The 16,635-nt window shown below is 35.5% G+C and carries 17 protein-coding genes and 1 pseudogene; 5 read left to right on the plus strand and 13 right to left on the minus strand.

Going from position 1 to position 16,635, the window contains the following annotated elements; translation table 11 throughout:
• The 8 genes from BMX83_RS08765 to BMX83_RS08795 form a co-directional block, all read right to left on the minus strand.
• Nucleotides 1-258, minus strand: a 258-nt coding sequence (locus BMX83_RS08765) for a transposase (protein ID WP_143059518.1), incomplete at its 3' end; no start/stop codon positions are given.
• Nucleotides 259-364: 106 nt separating this feature from the next.
• On the minus strand, nucleotides 365-532 hold the full coding sequence (locus tag BMX83_RS10935; protein ID WP_177170556.1) for a hypothetical protein: 168 nt from the start codon (nucleotides 530-532) through the stop codon (nucleotides 365-367).
• Nucleotides 533-870: 338 nt separating this feature from the next.
• Nucleotides 871-1,689 carry a 3D domain-containing protein gene (locus BMX83_RS08770; protein ID WP_091636086.1) on the minus strand — a complete coding sequence of 273 codons (819 nt, stop codon included), beginning with the start codon at nucleotides 1,687-1,689 and terminating at the stop codon, nucleotides 871-873.
• A gap of 267 nt (nucleotides 1,690-1,956) precedes the next feature.
• Nucleotides 1,957-2,721 carry an ABC transporter permease gene (locus tag BMX83_RS08775; protein ID WP_091636088.1) on the minus strand — a complete coding sequence of 255 codons (765 nt, stop codon included), beginning with the start codon at nucleotides 2,719-2,721 and terminating at the stop codon, nucleotides 1,957-1,959.
• Nucleotides 2,721-3,371, minus strand: a complete 651-nt coding sequence (locus BMX83_RS08780) for an ABC transporter ATP-binding protein (RefSeq protein ID WP_091636091.1) — start codon at nucleotides 3,369-3,371, stop codon at nucleotides 2,721-2,723. Before BMX83_RS08780 ends, BMX83_RS08775 begins: the two co-directional genes overlap by 1 nt.
• Before the next feature lie 48 nt (nucleotides 3,372-3,419).
• Nucleotides 3,420-4,334 carry a YitT family protein gene (locus BMX83_RS08785; protein WP_091636093.1) on the minus strand — a complete coding sequence of 305 codons (915 nt, stop codon included), beginning with the start codon at nucleotides 4,332-4,334 and terminating at the stop codon, nucleotides 3,420-3,422.
• The gene (locus BMX83_RS08790) at nucleotides 4,324-5,958 is read right to left on the minus strand and encodes an amidohydrolase (protein WP_091636096.1); all 1,635 of its coding nucleotides are present in this window, start codon (nucleotides 5,956-5,958) and stop codon (nucleotides 4,324-4,326) included. Before BMX83_RS08790 ends, BMX83_RS08785 begins: the two co-directional genes overlap by 11 nt.
• Before the next feature lie 137 nt (nucleotides 5,959-6,095).
• Complete coding sequence (locus BMX83_RS08795) at nucleotides 6,096-6,722, minus strand: glycosyltransferase family 32 protein (protein WP_091636099.1); 627 nt, start codon at nucleotides 6,720-6,722, stop codon at nucleotides 6,096-6,098.
• A 221-nt stretch (nucleotides 6,723-6,943) separates the two neighbouring features.
• On the opposite strand from BMX83_RS08795, the gene BMX83_RS08800 reads away from it, so the two are divergent.
• The gene (locus BMX83_RS08800; protein WP_091636101.1) at nucleotides 6,944-7,621 is read left to right on the plus strand and encodes a CAP domain-containing protein; all 678 of its coding nucleotides are present in this window, start codon (nucleotides 6,944-6,946) and stop codon (nucleotides 7,619-7,621) included.
• A 71-nt stretch (nucleotides 7,622-7,692) separates the two neighbouring features.
• Here the strand turns inward: BMX83_RS08800 and BMX83_RS08805 are convergent, their stop codons facing one another.
• From BMX83_RS08805 to BMX83_RS08815, 3 genes are all read right to left on the minus strand, one after another.
• On the minus strand, nucleotides 7,693-8,478 hold the full coding sequence (locus BMX83_RS08805; RefSeq protein WP_091636104.1) for a carbon-nitrogen family hydrolase: 786 nt from the start codon (nucleotides 8,476-8,478) through the stop codon (nucleotides 7,693-7,695).
• 146 nt (nucleotides 8,479-8,624) lie between these two features.
• A complete protein-coding gene (locus tag BMX83_RS08810) occupies nucleotides 8,625-9,605 on the minus strand; it encodes a polyprenyl synthetase family protein (RefSeq protein WP_091636106.1) in 981 nt (326 codons plus the stop codon).
• 212 nt (nucleotides 9,606-9,817) lie between these two features.
• Complete coding sequence (locus BMX83_RS08815; RefSeq protein ID WP_091636109.1) at nucleotides 9,818-11,671, minus strand: FAD-dependent oxidoreductase; 1,854 nt, start codon at nucleotides 11,669-11,671, stop codon at nucleotides 9,818-9,820.
• A gap of 420 nt (nucleotides 11,672-12,091) precedes the next feature.
• On the opposite strand from BMX83_RS08815, the gene menA reads away from it, so the two are divergent.
• Nucleotides 12,092-13,033 (plus strand): 1,4-dihydroxy-2-naphthoate polyprenyltransferase, encoded by a 942-nt coding sequence (menA, locus tag BMX83_RS08820; RefSeq protein ID WP_091636112.1) that lies wholly within the window; start codon nucleotides 12,092-12,094, stop codon nucleotides 13,031-13,033.
• A gap of 107 nt (nucleotides 13,034-13,140) precedes the next feature.
• On the opposite strand, the gene groL is transcribed toward menA, so the two are convergent.
• Both groL and groES read right to left on the minus strand, forming a co-directional pair.
• Nucleotides 13,141-14,766: a chaperonin GroEL gene (gene groL, locus BMX83_RS08825; RefSeq protein ID WP_091636114.1), complete on the minus strand. Its 1,626-nt coding sequence runs from the start codon at nucleotides 14,764-14,766 to the stop codon at nucleotides 13,141-13,143.
• Between the two features lie 57 nt (nucleotides 14,767-14,823).
• A complete protein-coding gene (gene groES / locus BMX83_RS08830) occupies nucleotides 14,824-15,108 on the minus strand; it encodes a co-chaperone GroES (RefSeq protein ID WP_091636117.1) in 285 nt (94 codons plus the stop codon).
• Between the two features lie 233 nt (nucleotides 15,109-15,341).
• Here groES and BMX83_RS08835 point away from each other — a divergent pair, with 233 nt between their 5' ends.
• The 3 genes and pseudogenes from BMX83_RS08835 to BMX83_RS10795 all read left to right on the plus strand — a co-directional run.
• Nucleotides 15,342-16,007, plus strand: coding sequence for a CPBP family intramembrane glutamic endopeptidase (locus tag BMX83_RS08835; protein ID WP_177170557.1), 666 nt, complete (start codon nucleotides 15,342-15,344; stop codon nucleotides 16,005-16,007).
• A gap of 31 nt (nucleotides 16,008-16,038) precedes the next feature.
• Entirely contained in the window at nucleotides 16,039-16,242 is a 204-nt protein-coding gene (locus BMX83_RS08840) for a YdiK family protein (protein ID WP_218141939.1), read from the plus strand.
• A gap of 175 nt (nucleotides 16,243-16,417) precedes the next feature.
• Nucleotides 16,418-16,635 (plus strand): annotated as a pseudogene (locus BMX83_RS10795) (ISL3 family transposase); the annotation flags it as partial.

Consider the following 16,635-nt stretch of genomic DNA (forward strand, 5'->3'; position numbering starts at 1 on the left):
GATAGCGAGATCTTGATAGGACACTTCTGTAGTTAAGTATAACTCTACCGCATCTCTCTTGAATTGAACAGAATAACTCTTAATTTGACGACTGCGTTTCAAACTTTCTTTTCCCATTGCTTTATAACTAGCTACCCATTTTTGAATAGTTGTTTTACTGGATATCCCATATTTGTTGGCAAGGAATAAATATCCTCCTCTTTGATTTAAATAATCTTGAACGATTTTCATTTTTAACTCATAGCTATATTTAGCCATAAAAATACCCCCAAAAGTTAGAATTTTTAGGTCTAACTTTTGGGGGTCGGCTCAGGTTCCCCAAATCTGGGCTTCTTTGATTTTTTAGTAATGCTCAGTTATTAAATTATTCAGCGTCGTCTTCCAATTGGTCATCTAAATCATCGTTCATCAAGTCTTCTTCTGTCTTATCAACATCCGGTATATCAGTCTCATTATTGTCTGCCTCACCGCATCCAACCAATAGCATTCCACCCATCATCAGCATAGCAAAAATCTTTGACAGCTTTTTCATTTCATATTCTCCTTCCATATCGTTAGTACTATTGTGTGTTCTTCCTATTTAAAAAGTATTAAATTAAGCGAAACATTAAAAGCAAAAACACTTCTGTTCCTTAAATACATCAGGACAAATAATGTGATGATATAAACTTTTAAGTTCATACCTAGTATAAATAAGTGATACAGTTTCATTTGCTTGTATCTTATCACGAAAAAGCTACTAACCAAAAGAAAGCGCTCTAAAAAAATTAATGACTCTCTTTTAATCATCATAAAAAGCACGAAATTTTTTATAAAAAAAGCAAGTACAGAGTATTGGCCCTGTACTTGCAAAAATTGTTCAGTATTCTATTAGTCTAAAATTTGAATGTCCATTTGACGACGACCAAATGACCATGCTGCGTCTAAGTCTTCCATGTGAATATCAATACGTGTGCCATTGATTGCGCCACCTGTATCTCCAGCAACAAATTCACCATAGCCAGGAATGAATACTTTCGATCCTAATGGAATGACATTTGGATCTACAGCAATAACTCTAGAGTTTTCTCTTAAGTCAATACCCATATAAGTGAAGTTACTTAAGCTTGCTTGGTTTCTAGAATAAGCCGTTGCTTCAACGGAAATCCAACGCCCGGCTTGCTCACTACTTGTATTTTCTGAAGAAGTAGATGCTTTCTCTTCAGCTTTTTTCGCTGCTGCTTGTTCGGCTGCCGCTTTTTCGGCTGCTGCTTGTTTTTCTTTTTTCGCTTCTTTCACTTCATCAGGTGTTTCTGTTTCTTTTACATCATCAGTAGATACATCATAACTAACAACATCTTCTTCTTTTTCTACAGAAATAACAGAAGAGTCCTTACTTAAATAAACAGTATTTCCAACTTGAATTAAACTACGGTTGTCAATATCATTCACTTTTACCAATTTATCCACAGAAACATCTGTTGCTTGAGAAACGCCCCATAAGGTATCTCCCCATTGGAAAGTATACTCTAGTGTTTCATCTTCATCAGAATTAGCTTTAGCTTCATTGATATCTTCTTCGATTTCTAAAACTGTACGTGGTGCCCAGTTTGAGCTTGCACTTGCTTCAGTATCATTTGCTAAGAACATTAGTCCTGCTGCTGATAAAGTAAGTCCTGCTTTGATAAATTTATTATTTCGAATAGTCATAAAAAAATTCCCCTTTTCATATAGTTCAATCGGTTAAGTTTATGTGTCAGATTTTTGTTTGCCCAGGACATCTCCCGAACAACTGTATGTATCTTACCACGACACTCCGAAAAGAAAAGGGGTTTGAACCTATTGTCACTTCCTTTTAGTTAGTTTGTATTATTCTTGACGCAATATAACATAATGATTGCGAAATAGAGCGTTTTTTGTAATAGTGTAATATAAAAAGCATCATAAACAGTAAAAAATTATAAACTTTAAAACATTTTAGAGAATTAATTGGTTACGGTCATTATAGTATTTTTTGTATCCTAAATAACTCGCAATGAAACTCGCAATACTCGTTACTCCTATAAGCATAAACATGACGACTACTTGATAGCGGATAGCTGCTGTTGGATTCACACCAGCAAATATAAGTCCTGACATCATTCCAGGTAAACTAACCAAGCCTACTGTCTTTGTTCTATCAATTGAAGGACTCATCCCTGTCTTGACACTCTCTCTGATAATACTCATTGATGCTTGCTTTTCAGTTGCACCCAGAGCAAGTTTTTCCAACACTTGTTGTCTTTGATCATTGAATTTATTATTTAATGACTGATAAGTTAAACCTATAGCAACCATTGCATTACTAGCAATCATCCCCGTAATAGGTACAATTTGTGAAGGAACCCAATCAATCACTCCTGATACAATCATCACACCTAATGTTAGAGTGGTACCTGCTCCAATGGCTACTAATGAGATGAACAGCGAATTGGATAGCCCCCCGCTTCGTTTGTGCGCATTAAAACCAGCATTGAAAACAATAAACAGAACCATTGCTAATGTGAGAAAGAAATTATCAACTTGAATAATATATTTTAAGAGATAGCCGATAGCAAATAACTGTATAACTGCCCTTACTCCTGCAATGAAAATGTCATTCCCTAAGTTTAACTTCTCCTTATAATCTACAAATATAGCTATCAAAAGTAACCCCGTTGATAGCAGTAATGAAAAAAAGCCGATTTCTAAATTAGATTCCATTAGTTAGTGTCCACCTTTCCATCTATAATACGTATAACGCGATTGGCACGTTTTATTTCTTCCTCGTCATGAGAAACTGATAGGATAGTTATTTTATCTTTATCATTGAGTTCTCCTATTATGTCATGTAAAATATTTTTATTTTCCATATCCAAAGAACTCGTCACTTCATCAAGCAAAAGGATATCAGGCTTATACAATATATTCCTTATTAAAGCAATACGTTGTTTTTCTCCACCAGATAGCTCTTTCACTTGTTTGCTTAGGTAAGACTTATCTAAGCTTACGCGTTCCAATAACTGAATACTTTTCGCCTCGTCAAATTTATCATCACGAATACTAGAAGGGAACGCAAGATTATCTTTCACTGTTGAATCAAAAAGTGCTGGATTTTGAAATAAATAAGATACTTTTTTCCTGTATTCTATCGGATTGATTTCTTGTATGTTTTTACCTTTATAAATAATGCTTCCTTCTGTTTGAGTAAGCATACTTGCAATGACTTTTAATAGTGTACTCTTTCCTCCACCAGATGGACCGGTAACCGTTATATGTTCTCCTTTATTAACTGAGAAATCTAAATGGCTCAATATTGTATTTCCCCCGACATTGAAACTTACATCATTGATTTCTAAAATTTTATTTGTCATTGATTAATCCTCTCCTACTTTTTTCTAAAGTATTCACTCTTAAACGCATTACTCTATCGCTTCACTATCCCATTCTTCTTGAGCCTCAGTAATTCTTTGGGCTTGAACTTCTTCTGATAAGTAGGTAAAGCCCTCCCCCGTCACTTCTTGAACGTGCGAAATAGTCATGAAAGCATTCGGATCAATCATTTCCACAATTCTCTTAACACGAAGGACTTCTCTACGATTAATAATAATATAAATAATTTCTTTCTCTTCTTTCGTGTAATAGCCTTTTCCATTTAAAAGGGTAATGCCACGTCCTAATTGTTGTTCGATTGCTTCAGCCACTTCGACATGTTTAGCCGATATAATAAAAAATGACTTTCTAGGATTTAATCCTTCAAGTATAAAATCAATGACTTTACTTTGAATATATAAATTCACCAATGTCAAAAACACATTTTCTGCACCAATAATAAAAGCACTCGGTACAACAATAAATATATCGATTAAAAGTAAGGCTGTAGGTATGTTCATTCCTGCATATTTCTGAAGGAGTTTGGCTATAATATCACTTCCAGCAGTTGTTCCGTGCCCTAACATTATTAATCCAATCCCTGCTCCCATAAACAATCCAGAGCCAATTGGAGCAAGCAAAGTTGTCTCAGGGATAAATGCCCAGTCTGTTACGACGAGCAATAGAACAGATATAATACCGTTCGCAACTAGTGTGTAGTATAATGTTCGTTTATCCAAAAATTTGTATCCAATTGCAAGTATGACGATATTTACAATAAAAATAGTATATGAAGGAGGAATTCTTAAGATGTAAAACAGAATCAGAGAAAATCCTGTTAATCCTCCTTCAGCCAAACCATTCGGTACGGTAAATACATTCACACTTATGGCATAGAGCAAAGAACCAATAAAAATAAGTGACAAATTTTTTGCCCTATCTTTAGTTACTATTTTATTTTTCATGTACGCCTCCTAATTTATAGACGCACTTACCATCAACATAGGTTGCATCCACTCGAATATTTTTTATTTCTGTATGTTCACATGTGAAAATATCTTGGTCCAGTATAACAAAATCAGCCAGATATCCTTCTTTAATCCTTCCTTTTTCTGTTTCTTCAAAAGATGCGTAAGCCCCTTCGTATGTGTAAGCATCAATGGCCTCATAGATATCCAGAGCTTCTTCTGGCAGGTAAGGTTCATTAGCTGAACCTGAGTCATTCAAGCGGTTTCTAGTGACTGCACATTGAATAGTATAAAAAGGATTAAATGATGCAATCGGCGCATCACTACTAAGAGACTGGTGAATACCACTATCTAAGATTGTTTTAAATAAGTAAGAGGTTTTCGCGCGTTTGCTTCCTATTCGCTCAGAAATAATCGGTATGTCATCGTTTAAAAATATAGGTTGTACATACGTCAAATAATTTTTCTTTTTTGTTCGTTCGATAAGATCATGGTCTGTAATTTGCATATGGTTAATCCCAAGTCTCAGCTTGTTAGGCCGCTCTCCCAAAGCGTTATCATAAGCATTAAGGACTGTCTCAATCCCTCGGTCACCTATAGCGTGAGTAATAACTTGATAGCCATTGTCTAACGCTTGCTTAACTCCCTTATAGAGTGTTTCTTCCGTCTTTGTCAACATGCCTAAGTTTCCTTCATCATCAGCATAAGGTTCTCTCAGAGCGGCTGTTCTTGAACCAAGCGTGCCATCAATGAAAAATTTAATCGGTCCGATTTTATTCCAATGTGTTCCTTCACGAAAAAAATGCTTTTTATTAAAGAAATCTGGTAAATATGTATCATTATTGAACCAAATTTGCTGATAAAAACGTAAGGTTAAACGTCCTTCTTTCTCCAATTCTTTATACAAGGATAACGTTTCCTCAATATTCTCATCTTTTGCATCATTTGTATGCACAGATGTTAACCCCACCTTATTAGCGCGATACATCGTATCAACAAGTTGCTCTTTAATTTTTTTACGAGATTTTTTCGGCATCTTTGCTTTAACTAGATCCACAGCACCTTCAGTCAAAATGCCTGTGAGTCTATCGCGTGTATCCCTTTTGATTTCACCATTTAAACGCGTCTTAGTTCCTTCACTAATATTAAAGTACTCCAGAGCAGCCGTATTCAAACTCATAACATGCCTATCGACACGCGTAAGTACAACAGGGACCTCTTTTGATATTGTATCCAAATCCCAGCGATCAGGCATTCTTTTTTCATCCGTAAACGCTGTGTGGTTCCAGCCTTCTGTGTACAAAATATCCTGATTCGTTAAGGTATTCTCTTTTATATAATCCTGACATCTTTTAATGAGCTCTGCCATCGAGGTTACGTCTGATATTGGTAGTAAACTTAAATAGTCAGACGTCATTAAAAAGTGAAGATGCGAATCTATAAAACCTGGCAAAACAGTCTTCCCCTTTAAATCAACGACTGTATATTCACTCTTTTGAATGGCCGTTTGCATACACGACTCATTTGTCCCCGTTTTTATAATTTTATTGCCTTCGACAACAAAAGCTTCTGTAAAAGAATGACGTTCCAAATAGACATGGCCATTTATAAATACTTTCATCAGCTCATCCTTTCAAAAATACGATAGCCTATATATTATAACGTTAAATGAAAAGCAATGCATTGTATCTCATAAAAAAAGATTTGGAATCACAAAGAGACTCGGGATTAAAAGTCCCAGTCTCTTTGTTAATTTTTTTATAGCCAGCTACCTGTGAATTGGTGGATGCCATGCGTGTTTTCTGTTGCTTCTACTTCTCTCGTCCAGTAGTCTTTTGGTGAGAAATAGTCACGTGGAAAAATGGTGCAGTTTTCCACTTCTTGCAAGGTATTGTTTGGTTTTAGTCCTCTTTCTTTCATTATTTCAGTAATTCGAATAACGTTAGTTTTTTCATCTCGTGATCCATCCGGCAATATGAACTCTCTATCTTCATAATCATTGAAAAGCTCTTCAATAAATGGATGATGTGGCTCTGCACCGATAATCCCCGTCGATATTTCTGTTTCGATTTCAAAACTAAAAAATGCAGGATGTTTTCGGAATTTATCTATTGGCTTAATCAGTTCCATATCGGTATCACAATATACGCCGCCATATTTGTTCAAGGCATACAGGCGGGCGACATCTGAAACAAAGGCCCAATCCTCTCTCTCATAAGCTTGTTTGACATAGGTGCCATGTTCATTAGGGTCAAAGTTAGACTCATCCCAACGTTTAATTTCCCAATCAGGACAATACTTTTTCCAACTTTTTAGACATTTTTCTTCTAGTTCGCCAAAGTCGTTGCCACCAAACCAAGCATAGTGAATGATCTTAGGTATCATAACACTCTCCCCCTCTAAATTATTACTTCTATTTTAACAAATCCCCAGTAGTAAAATCGATTAGAAGGACTTAATTCCTTTTTCGAATATAATTATAAAGATGTGAAATAAGTTAAATTGGCTATACAAAAGACGTCTGTTACTTTCTATATAACCCTTTTGCCTTTTTACATGATTGGCTTTCTGGTAAACTGAGCTAACTATAGAAAGGCATGAGGATAATGAGATTTATAAGAAAAATAATCACTTTATTATTAGTATTGATGATAGGGTTCTGGTTAGGATCGAGCGGATTACTTAATGGTACGCAAGTAGGTAAATGGATGAATACAGCTGTTGATTTTTTCCCAACGCAAACAGAAATACAAAAATTAACCTCTTCTCTGGATACGGCACCAACCATTGTGGAAGTACCTTCCAATAAATATGATGACACGAAAGCAGAAGAAGACAGTAAAACTATAGAAAAGACGACTCATACGGATGTCAATTATGACAGTGTGGAACAAAAAATATTAACACTGCTTAATGAATTAAGGCAAGAAAAGAATCTCAACACATTGTCCTCTAATGATGCCCTCAAAACAGCGGCTGATTTGAGGGCTAAGGAAACTGAAGAGTCTTTTTCACATACACGTCCTGATGGAAGAGGCCCTTTCACTGTTTTTGAAAATGAGACGATTGATTACTCATACAAGCGCGTTGGCGAGAATTTAGGCATGGCCACTTACTTTAAAAGTGAAGAAGAGATGGCTGAACTCCTTTTTAACGGCTGGGTCGAGAGTCAGGGACACTATGAGAACATGGTAACCCCAGAATATGAAGAGGTTGGTATTGGCGTCCACTATGATGGTGTTTATCTTTATGCTACTCAAATTTTTGGTACGCCCTTTTTTTAACACAATTGCAAAGCAGGCATGGGATTTTAATACCTCTCATACCTGCTTTTTTTGAGTAATCTGATAATACATTACTGCTTATACAGCTCTGGGCGCCTATCAATATAAATAGATCCGCTTTGGCGTGACTTACTAATTTCATTTAAGTCCAAGTTCCCCCATATAAGCATTTCTTCCATTCTTCCTGAAGCAATAGTCTTGCCCGAGGGATTAATAATACTTGAATGCCCACAAAAGTTTAGTTTTTTTGTCGTCCCAACACTATTTACGCCTACAACAAAAATCTGATTTTCTATTGCCCTTGCCGATAACAACGTTTCCCAAGCTAATAAATGGGGATACGTCCACGCAGCAGGAACAAAAAGTATTTTTATATCCTCTAATGCCATTTTTCTAATCCACTCTGGGAATTCTAAATCATAGCCAGTGACAAGTCCTACTTTTGTGCCATCAATTTCAAAAATGCCCATTTCACTTCCGGGGCTAAAAAATTCCTGTTCTTTAGACGTTCGATAGAGATGTACTTTATTATAAGTATGAATAAGCTTTCCAGTACGATCAAAAGAATAACTTGTATTGTAGAATTTCTCTTTCATTCTATTACCTACAGATCCGCCAATGATATTAACATCGTGTTCCTTTGCAAGTTCACTTAGAAATTGTTTGGTTTCATGTCCATCAGCATCTGCACACTCATCAATATTTGAGGGGTAATAAGATGTTTTCCACATTTCAGGTAAAACAATGACATCCGGTTTATTCTTCATAATGGCCATTCTGACATAGCTAATGACTTTATTCTTGTTTTTCATAGGTTGTTCAAATACTAAGTCAAGTTGAGCAATGGCTATCTTCATTTCATCATCTCCTACTTTTTGTTAACTCTATTTTACCAATAATTATTCAAGATGACTAAAGTCAGCCATTTAGGTAATCTTCTTTATAAGAAGCATAGTATAAAAAAGGAGCTCCCAATTTTGGGAACTCTTAGATAATATGACGTTTACATCTCTCGAATGAGTAAATTTTCTGTTATTTCTTGAATGATTTGTTTTTCTTTTGTGTTTGGAAGGCTCTCAATACGTTTCAAAGCTTTTTTAGTGTACTTTTCAGCCAATATTTTTGCTTCCTTAACTCCACCGGCTTCATATACAATTTGTTGAATTTTTTGAGCATCACTTTGGGTAATCGCACTTTCTTTTTTCAATAAGTAAGCTAATTCTTTTTTCTCTTTTCTTAGTGCAAAGATTATTGGAGCGGTGTATATACCTTGTCTTACATCTTCAAGAACTGGCTTACCTAAGTTTTTAGATGATTGCGTGTAATCCAACACATCATCCATAATTTGGAAGGCCATCCCTATATGACTTCCAATATAATAACAATTGCGGGCAAATGACTTTTTATCGCTGCCTTCCATTGCACCAGAAAAGCAAGCGAGAGCAAACAATTGGGCTGTTTTACCAGATATTTGAGTTAAATAGTCTCTAATAGACATATTTTGTTTGTAGCGTAAATGCATTTGGTTTAATTCACCCATTAAAATACGTTCCATACCCTTTGTATTAACGGTCATATCTTCGACTGAATCCGCATGCTTTGATAAGATACGGAAAACAACTGTAAATAAATAGTCTCCTGCATATACTGCAACATCTTTGCCATACTTTGATTGAATCGTCTGCTTTTTTCTCCTTGTTGAGGCCTCGTCGACAATATCGTCATGTATGAGTGTACTTGTGTGAAGCAATTCAATAGCCGCAGCCAGACTACGCGCCCTCTCAGGTGAATGACTATCACCAAATGATGAAAACAATAAGGCATATGCTGGCCGAAGGAGCTTTCCACCAGACTGGAGCATATCCAAAATAGCCGCTTCGATTTCTTTATTGCGGACAAATACTTCCTTATTGATCAGCTCGATTGTCTCTTTTAATTCAGCCTTTAATTCAGGATAGGAATCCCACATCGGATGTATCTGCATATAAATTCCTCTTTCTTTTTTTGACTCAGTTTTCTACGAAAAATCTTTTGATGATTGATATTTTTAGTGTACCAAAAACAATTTAAAACTTCTTGAGTGTAACATTTTTTCTTTTAAAGAACACAACTTAACACGGCTTTTTTTATAAAAAAAAGAATGAAGGAGAGCATTTTTCCTCCTTCACTCTTTTGCATTATTATATCATTCTATATTTATTTGCGTTTGTGTACAGGTTTAGTTTTCCCATACCACCAATTACCAGCAACTTTTTGAATCCAAGGAATAACGTAATAATCTAGTCCAAACGCACGTCCTGCTCCATTCATTAAAGCAAGAGCTACAAAGACAAACCAGATATTTACCCAATAGAACATCCCTGATAAGGTAAAGCTCATTACTAGGCCAATTGTTGCGGCACTTACTAACCAAGTAAATAATCCTGCAATTAGAGCTAATCCTATGCCAATCTCTACAAGAGTCATCACTTTTTGGAATATAAGTGCGATTTCAGGTGTTGGTATCATGAATTCCATAATCGTTTCAAACCAACCCGGCGCCTCTTTAAGAATCATCATCGGTTCTTCACCATAAACATAACTTAATCCAAAGATTGAGTCGGCTGTTGTTGTTTCAGCAGCTGCTGAAGCACCAGATGTTGCATCTTGAAGCCATGAGAACGGTAAGGCAACTCTATCTCCAAACCATGTTTCTGCACCGAATATCCCGAAAGCTTTTTTCAATCCTTCAACGAGCCACATGCTACCAAAGAAGACACGTAAAGGAACTGACCAAAGTACATTACCATATCGAGATAAGTGTCCACGGAATATATTGCGTTTATCTTTTATATGGAAGAATTCGTGGAAAATATATTGTACAGCATAATAGCCAGAACGTATTTCAAAGAAATATAATAAGTTAACTAAGTGTTTTACTAATATGGCAAAGAAACCAGAAAGATTTATTTTACCCAGTAATTCTGCAACACCATATGTTGATCCAATAGATACCATGAACCCTTGATAATTACTTTCATGTTTATGTTTTTCTGTTCCTTCAATATCTGCTGCAATATTATTAGCGGCAGTATGTCCTGTCTGTTGTGCAGCTTGGACAATTTGTGGTGTTGGAGCCCCGCCTTCTTCTATATAATAAACGAGGTCGCCAATGACATATACATTGTCATATCCTTTAGCTTCCATATATTCATCTACAACTAAACGATCAGCACGTGCCTTCTCTATACCAAACTCTTCTGTGTCGGAGTTTGCCTTAACACCAGCAGTCCAAATCAATGTATGTGTTGGAATAATCTCTCCAGATTTCAATTCAATATGATCAGATGCAACTTTAACTATAGGAGAGCTTTTTAGAATTTTAATGCCTCTTTTTTCCATATAGCGTTCTGCTTTATCAGCATTTTTACGAGAAAGCATATTCAAAATAGTCGGGATCGCTTCAACAACGATTAATGAAATCTCATCAGGGTCAACTCTGTGGTCTTTTGCTAGTCTTTCTTTCCAATCTGCAAGTTCACCAATCATTTCGATACCAGTGAAACCTGACCCACACACAGCGAAGGTTAACATTGCTTTACGTTTAGCATCATCACGAACAAATGCAGCTTCTGCTACAGTTTCTTCAATGTGCTCACGTATCTTAACCGCATCTTCCATTGACCAAAGCGTAAAGCCATGTTCTCTTACTCCTGGCGTACCATAATCATTGGGCTCGCCACCCATTCCTAGGACAAGATAATCAAATGAATATGATCCATTTTCAGTTGAAACGATATTATTATCGTGATCGATATTTTCTACATTGTCAGTTACCAATTTTACATTCTTTTTACGACTAAATAGGCGTTGTAAATCGAATTGTATGGCCTCAGGCTCTACTCGTCCACCAGCAACTTCATGAAGTTCAGTCATGTACGTCTGATACGGATGGCGATCGATTAATGTTATCGTAACATCCTTATTTTTTTTGAATTTTTTAGCAAGTTTTTTGGTTGCTGATACACCAGCAAAGCCGGCGCCAACGACAACGATATTTTTTTTAGTCATTACTCGCACTCCTTAATATATTATTTAATAATCAGTTTAAACAAACATTATTCACTATATTTAAGTTATTATAATTATATTCACAGTACAATAAAATCTTATACACGTTATTTTTCACTCATTAATGTTTAAACCTTCACATGCAACAGTGCTTATTATACATTAGTAGAAAATAATTGTCTAGATATTTTATGACAAAAAGTAATTACTAAAAGTAAATATTAACGTTTTGTGACAGTAAGTGTTACGTAGTGTTTATTTAACTCTTCCGTACTATTTATTTTTGTCAGTTATATTGAATTTTTCTTCACATTTTCCCAGAACAATATATTTTTATGGTATAATCCATAGCAGTTAACTAAATTATACATTTCATGCATAAAGTTATTCAAACAATTAAATAAGAGAAGGAAGTGCAAGATGAGTTTTACTGTCTTTTTGAAATTAGTCGAAATCCAAACAAAAATAGCAAGTCTATTCCCTTTTTTACTAGGTGTATTGTTCTCCGCCTATTATTTTTCTGAATTTGATTTATCCAATACCATCCTCTTCTTTGTAGCAATGATTTTATTTGATATGACGACAACCGCAATTAATAATTTAATGGATTTTAAAAAAGCTAAAGATGATCATTATCGAAAAAATACGAATATCATTGGTCAAGCTGGGATATCAAAAAAATCAGTGGTTCGTCTCATACTATTTATGCTTCTTTTATCAGCTGCATTAGGTATACTGCTTGTTTATCAAACAAGTATTTTGTTATTAGCCATTGGTGCTGTATGTTTTGGTATTGGTATTTTTTACACGTATGGACCTATACCTATTTCCAGAACTCCTCTCGGCGAAATTTTATCTGGTTTAACAATGGGCTTTGGCATTTTCTTTATTTCAGTATTTATCAATGATACAAATAGCGACTTAGTCCACATAGCTTTCGACGGCGCAGAGTTTTTATTGGGAGGTAACATGCTGGACATTTTTTCAGTCTTCTTTGTATCTCTTCCAACTGTATTCCTTATTGCCAATATTATGCTTGCCAACAACACATGTGACCTTGAAGAGGATATCGCTAATCATCGGTTCACACTCCCTTTTTACATTGGAAAAGAAAAGGCAGTGCAGTTATTTAATTTATTGATGTTTTTCTGTTACGCAGTGATTGCTGTTTCTGTATTACTAGGGTATCTTCATCCCATTATGTTAGGAATTTTCCTAACTTCTCCACTGATCAAAAAGAATTTAAATGCTTATAATGAAAAACAAATAAAACGCGAAACATTTGTTGTGGCCATTAAAAACATTGTTTTATTTAGTAGTGTAGAAGTCCTTCTTTTGACTATCAGTTTATTTTTTAAATGATATTTTTTAGCGCCAAAAAGTATAAAATTAAAAATAAAAACTCCCAGATTACCGAAAGGGTAATCTGGGAGTTTTTAATGCTTTATTGTAAAAAAGGTATACGGTTATTACATCATACCGCCCATGCCACCTGGATTCATTCCACCGGCTGGTTCATTATTTTCTTCAGATATATCTGCTACAGCTGCTTCTGTTGTAAGAAGAAGTGCAGAAACGGAGGCTGCATTCTGTAAGGCAGAACGTGTTACTTTAGTTGGGTCGATGATTCCTGCTTCAACCATGTTTACCATTTTTCCTGTTGAGGCATTGAAACCGATACCTGTTTCAACATGTTTTAAGCGTTCCACAATAACACTACCGTCTAAGCCGGCATTTTGTGCAATTTGACGGACAGGCTCTTCAAGCGCTCGTAAAACAATTTTAACCCCAGTTGCTTCGTCATCCGAAACATCAATAGCTTCTAAATCTTTCAATATATTGATATAAGCTGTTCCACCACCTGCTATAACGCCTTCTTCGACTGCAGCGCGTGATGCATTCAAAGCGTCTTCAATACGTAATTTACGCTCTTTTATTTCTGTTTCAGTCGCAGCGCCGACTTTGATTACAGCAACCCCGCCTGCTAATTTAGCAATACGTTCTTGAAGTTTTTCACGATCAAATTCAGACGTTGTTTCTTCAGCTTGCGAACGTAGCATATTTACACGTTGTTCAATCGAAGCTTTATCCCCAGTTCCTTCAACAATGGTTGTATCGTCTTTAGTCACAACTACTTTTCCGGCTGAACCCAATTGGTCGATTGTCATATCTTTTAAATCTAATCCTAATTCACTTGTTATGACAGTGCCGTTTGTTAATGTAGCAATATCTTCTAGCATCCCTTTACGGCGATCTCCAAAGCCAGGCGCCTTAACAGCAACAACATTCAGTGTGCCACGGATTTTATTTAAGACTAATGTCGGTAATGCTTCTCCCTCAATATCATCTGCAATAATCAACAACGGGCGATTCTGTTGCATAATATCTTCAAGTACAGGCAAAATATCCTGAACAGATGTAATTTTTTTATCTGTTATCAAGATATATGGATTATCCAAATTAGCTTCCATTTTTTCATCATCAGTCACCATGTACTGTGATAAATAACCACGGTCGAATTGCATACCTTCTACAACTTCTAATTCTGTTTCGATTCCTTGTGATTCTTCGATAGTTATAACACCGTCACTGCCTACTTTTTCCATAGCATCTGCAAGTAAATGTCCGATTTCTTCGTCGCCTGAAGAAATAGCTGCAATCTGTGCAATAGATTCTTTATCAGCTACTTGTGTTGATATTGCTTGAAGTGATTCCACTGCTTTTCTCGTAGCTAATTCAATCCCTCTACGAATGCCAACAGGGTTTGCGCCAGCTGTTACATTTTTCATTCCTTCATTAACAATGGCTTGTGCTAAAACAGTTGCTGTTGTTGTACCATCACCAGCAATGTCATTTGTTTTGCTTGCAACTTCTACAACTAGTTGAGCACCCATGTTTTCAAACTTGTCTTCTAATTCAATTTCTTTTGCAATCGTCACACCATCATTGGTAATTTGTGGTGCGCCAAAAGATTTATCTAAAATAACATTACGCCCTTTTGGACCTAAGGTAACTTTCACTGTATCTGCTAATTTATCTACTCCACGAAGCATTGCGGCGCGGGCATCTTCAGAAAATTTTATTTCTTTAGTCATGTTTTAATTCTCTCCTTCTTAAATTATATTGAAAATTAAATACGCGATCGTAATCTATTAGTCGATAATAGCTATGATGTCAGTGTCTTTGACAACTAAATATTCTGTCCCTTGATACTTTATTTCGGAACCTGTATATTTCTCAAAAACAACTTTATCATTAACTGAAACTAGAGGTTTTGCATAGTCCCCATTGTTAAGAAGCTTTCCCTCTCCTACAGCTACAACTTCTGCTGTTTGAGGTTTCTCTTTTGCGGAATCTGGCAATACTAATCCGCTCGCTGTTTTTTCTTCTTCTTTTTTCACTTCAAGAAGTACACGATTTCCCAAAGGTTTTAACATAGTGTAATCCCTCCAAAAATATTTGATTGGTTTTATTTTCCACAATGTAATCAGTGAAAACTTAGTTTTAGCACTCGTCACGTCAGAGTGCTAACTCCACTTCTAAGTATATTCAAAACAGACGTATCTTGCAAGCCAAATCTAAAAAAAACGTAGCTCATAGTTTATGGAAAAACAAAGTGTTTTGTGTTAGATTACTAGTATTGTATAAAACATATAAAAGGATGTCTTTAATGAATAACTCAACTTTGAACAAAAAAGCAGCAACACGTATCATTTTTCTTTTCATACTGATCCAGCTTTTAGCAGGTATCATTCCTTTATTCTTACCTGAATCGCTAGGTGCGGCTAGGGCACTCATTCCTTCACTCGTCTTTTTTTCTTTAGGTGCTATAGGAATGATTTTCATTGAAAAAAGATTCAATATGTCCTTCGCCTTTGAGGAAAAAATTTCCAAACGAAAGAAAGATATTCTGCTCTGGGGTGTTTTGGGTGTATTCATAGCATTGTTCGCTCAAAATATAGCTAATTTTATTGAAGTTCAGTATTTAGGCTCTGGGACAGAATCCGTCAACACTCAGATGCTTGTCGAATTTGTTAGAAGTTACCCAATATTTATAGTGATTATAGGTGTAGCCGGTCCTATCATGGAAGAGTTTGTTTTTAGAAAAGCGATATTTGGAATGCTTATTGAAAAAACTGGTGGCATAGGTGCAGCTGTTATAAGTTCTCTACTTTTTGCTTTCATACATTTCGATGGCTTTCTATTAGTATATTCAGCCATGGGCTTTGTGTTTTCTTGGCTTTATTTCAAGACTAAAAACATTTGGACGCCTATCCTTGCTCATAGTCTGATGAATATCATAGCTGTTCTAGCCAATTTATATTTAACTCAATAATCTAAGATACTTTATCTCAGAAAGGACTATTATGACAAAAAAACAATTACAACTTCAAATCATGTTCCAATATATACTATTTGCTCTCTTTCTCTTTTTCACCATTGATTCTGTTGCCTCAGGTGGATGGGGATTTTTCTCATATTTATTCGCTCTTTTTGCAACAAAAGATTTTGTTAATGGAACACGTTTAGCACAGGCGTATTTTAGGATCAAGAAAAATAAAAAAAAATAAAAAAGCGATCGCTCTTTGAAAATTAATTCAAAAGCGATCGTTTTTCAGGTTCTATAATTAATCGTGTTGGTGAGTTCTAAAAACTCACTGGCACGTTTTTTTGTATATCAATAGAAAAAGGTCAGTAGATTCCCTTATAATTAAGTCGACCAAAACCAATCAAAGGAGAATCTACATGACCCACTCTCATATTATACGAAATTCATTAAATATTAAAGACGAAAACATTATTTTTGATGTAAATAATTATCTTTGTATAGAAGAAAAGATAAAAGGAGTAAACTACTTAGTTTATCAAGCCACACTTACATACAAGCCGAAGGCTTGTCATCACTGTGGATCAGTTAATGAGAACTATTCGATCACTAAAAATGGCACCAAAACATCTACGAT

Origin of the sequence: Alkalibacterium gilvum (genome assembly GCF_900109085.1) — a bacterium.
In the GTDB taxonomy this organism is placed as follows: Bacteria; Bacillota; Bacilli; order Lactobacillales; family Carnobacteriaceae_A; genus Alkalibacterium; species Alkalibacterium gilvum.

Coding starts and splice junctions, on each gene's coding strand:
- BMX83_RS10935 (WP_177170556.1), bottom strand. CDS start 532: ATGAAAAAGCTGTCAAAGATTTTTGCTATGCTGATGATGGGTGGAATG.
- BMX83_RS08770 (WP_091636086.1), bottom strand. CDS start 1,689: ATGACTATTCGAAATAATAAATTTATCAAAGCAGGACTTACTTTATCA.
- BMX83_RS08775 (WP_091636088.1), bottom strand. CDS start 2,721: ATGGAATCTAATTTAGAAATCGGCTTTTTTTCATTACTGCTATCAACG.
- BMX83_RS08780 (WP_091636091.1), bottom strand. CDS start 3,371: ATGACAAATAAAATTTTAGAAATCAATGATGTAAGTTTCAATGTCGGG.
- BMX83_RS08785 (WP_091636093.1), bottom strand. CDS start 4,334: ATGAAAAATAAAATAGTAACTAAAGATAGGGCAAAAAATTTGTCACTT.
- BMX83_RS08790 (WP_091636096.1), bottom strand. CDS start 5,958: ATGAAAGTATTTATAAATGGCCATGTCTATTTGGAACGTCATTCTTTT.
- BMX83_RS08795 (WP_091636099.1), bottom strand. CDS start 6,722: ATGATACCTAAGATCATTCACTATGCTTGGTTTGGTGGCAACGACTTT.
- BMX83_RS08800 (WP_091636101.1), top strand. CDS start 6,944: ATGAGATTTATAAGAAAAATAATCACTTTATTATTAGTATTGATGATA.
- BMX83_RS08805 (WP_091636104.1), bottom strand. CDS start 8,478: ATGAAGATAGCCATTGCTCAACTTGACTTAGTATTTGAACAACCTATG.
- BMX83_RS08810 (WP_091636106.1), bottom strand. CDS start 9,605: ATGCAGATACATCCGATGTGGGATTCCTATCCTGAATTAAAGGCTGAA.
- BMX83_RS08815 (WP_091636109.1), bottom strand. CDS start 11,671: ATGACTAAAAAAAATATCGTTGTCGTTGGCGCCGGCTTTGCTGGTGTA.
- menA (WP_091636112.1), top strand. CDS start 12,092: ATGAGTTTTACTGTCTTTTTGAAATTAGTCGAAATCCAAACAAAAATA.
- groL (WP_091636114.1), bottom strand. CDS start 14,766: ATGACTAAAGAAATAAAATTTTCTGAAGATGCCCGCGCCGCAATGCTT.
- groES (WP_091636117.1), bottom strand. CDS start 15,108: ATGTTAAAACCTTTGGGAAATCGTGTACTTCTTGAAGTGAAAAAAGAA.
- BMX83_RS08835 (WP_177170557.1), top strand. CDS start 15,342: ATGAATAACTCAACTTTGAACAAAAAAGCAGCAACACGTATCATTTTT.
- BMX83_RS08840 (WP_218141939.1), top strand. CDS start 16,039: ATGACAAAAAAACAATTACAACTTCAAATCATGTTCCAATATATACTA.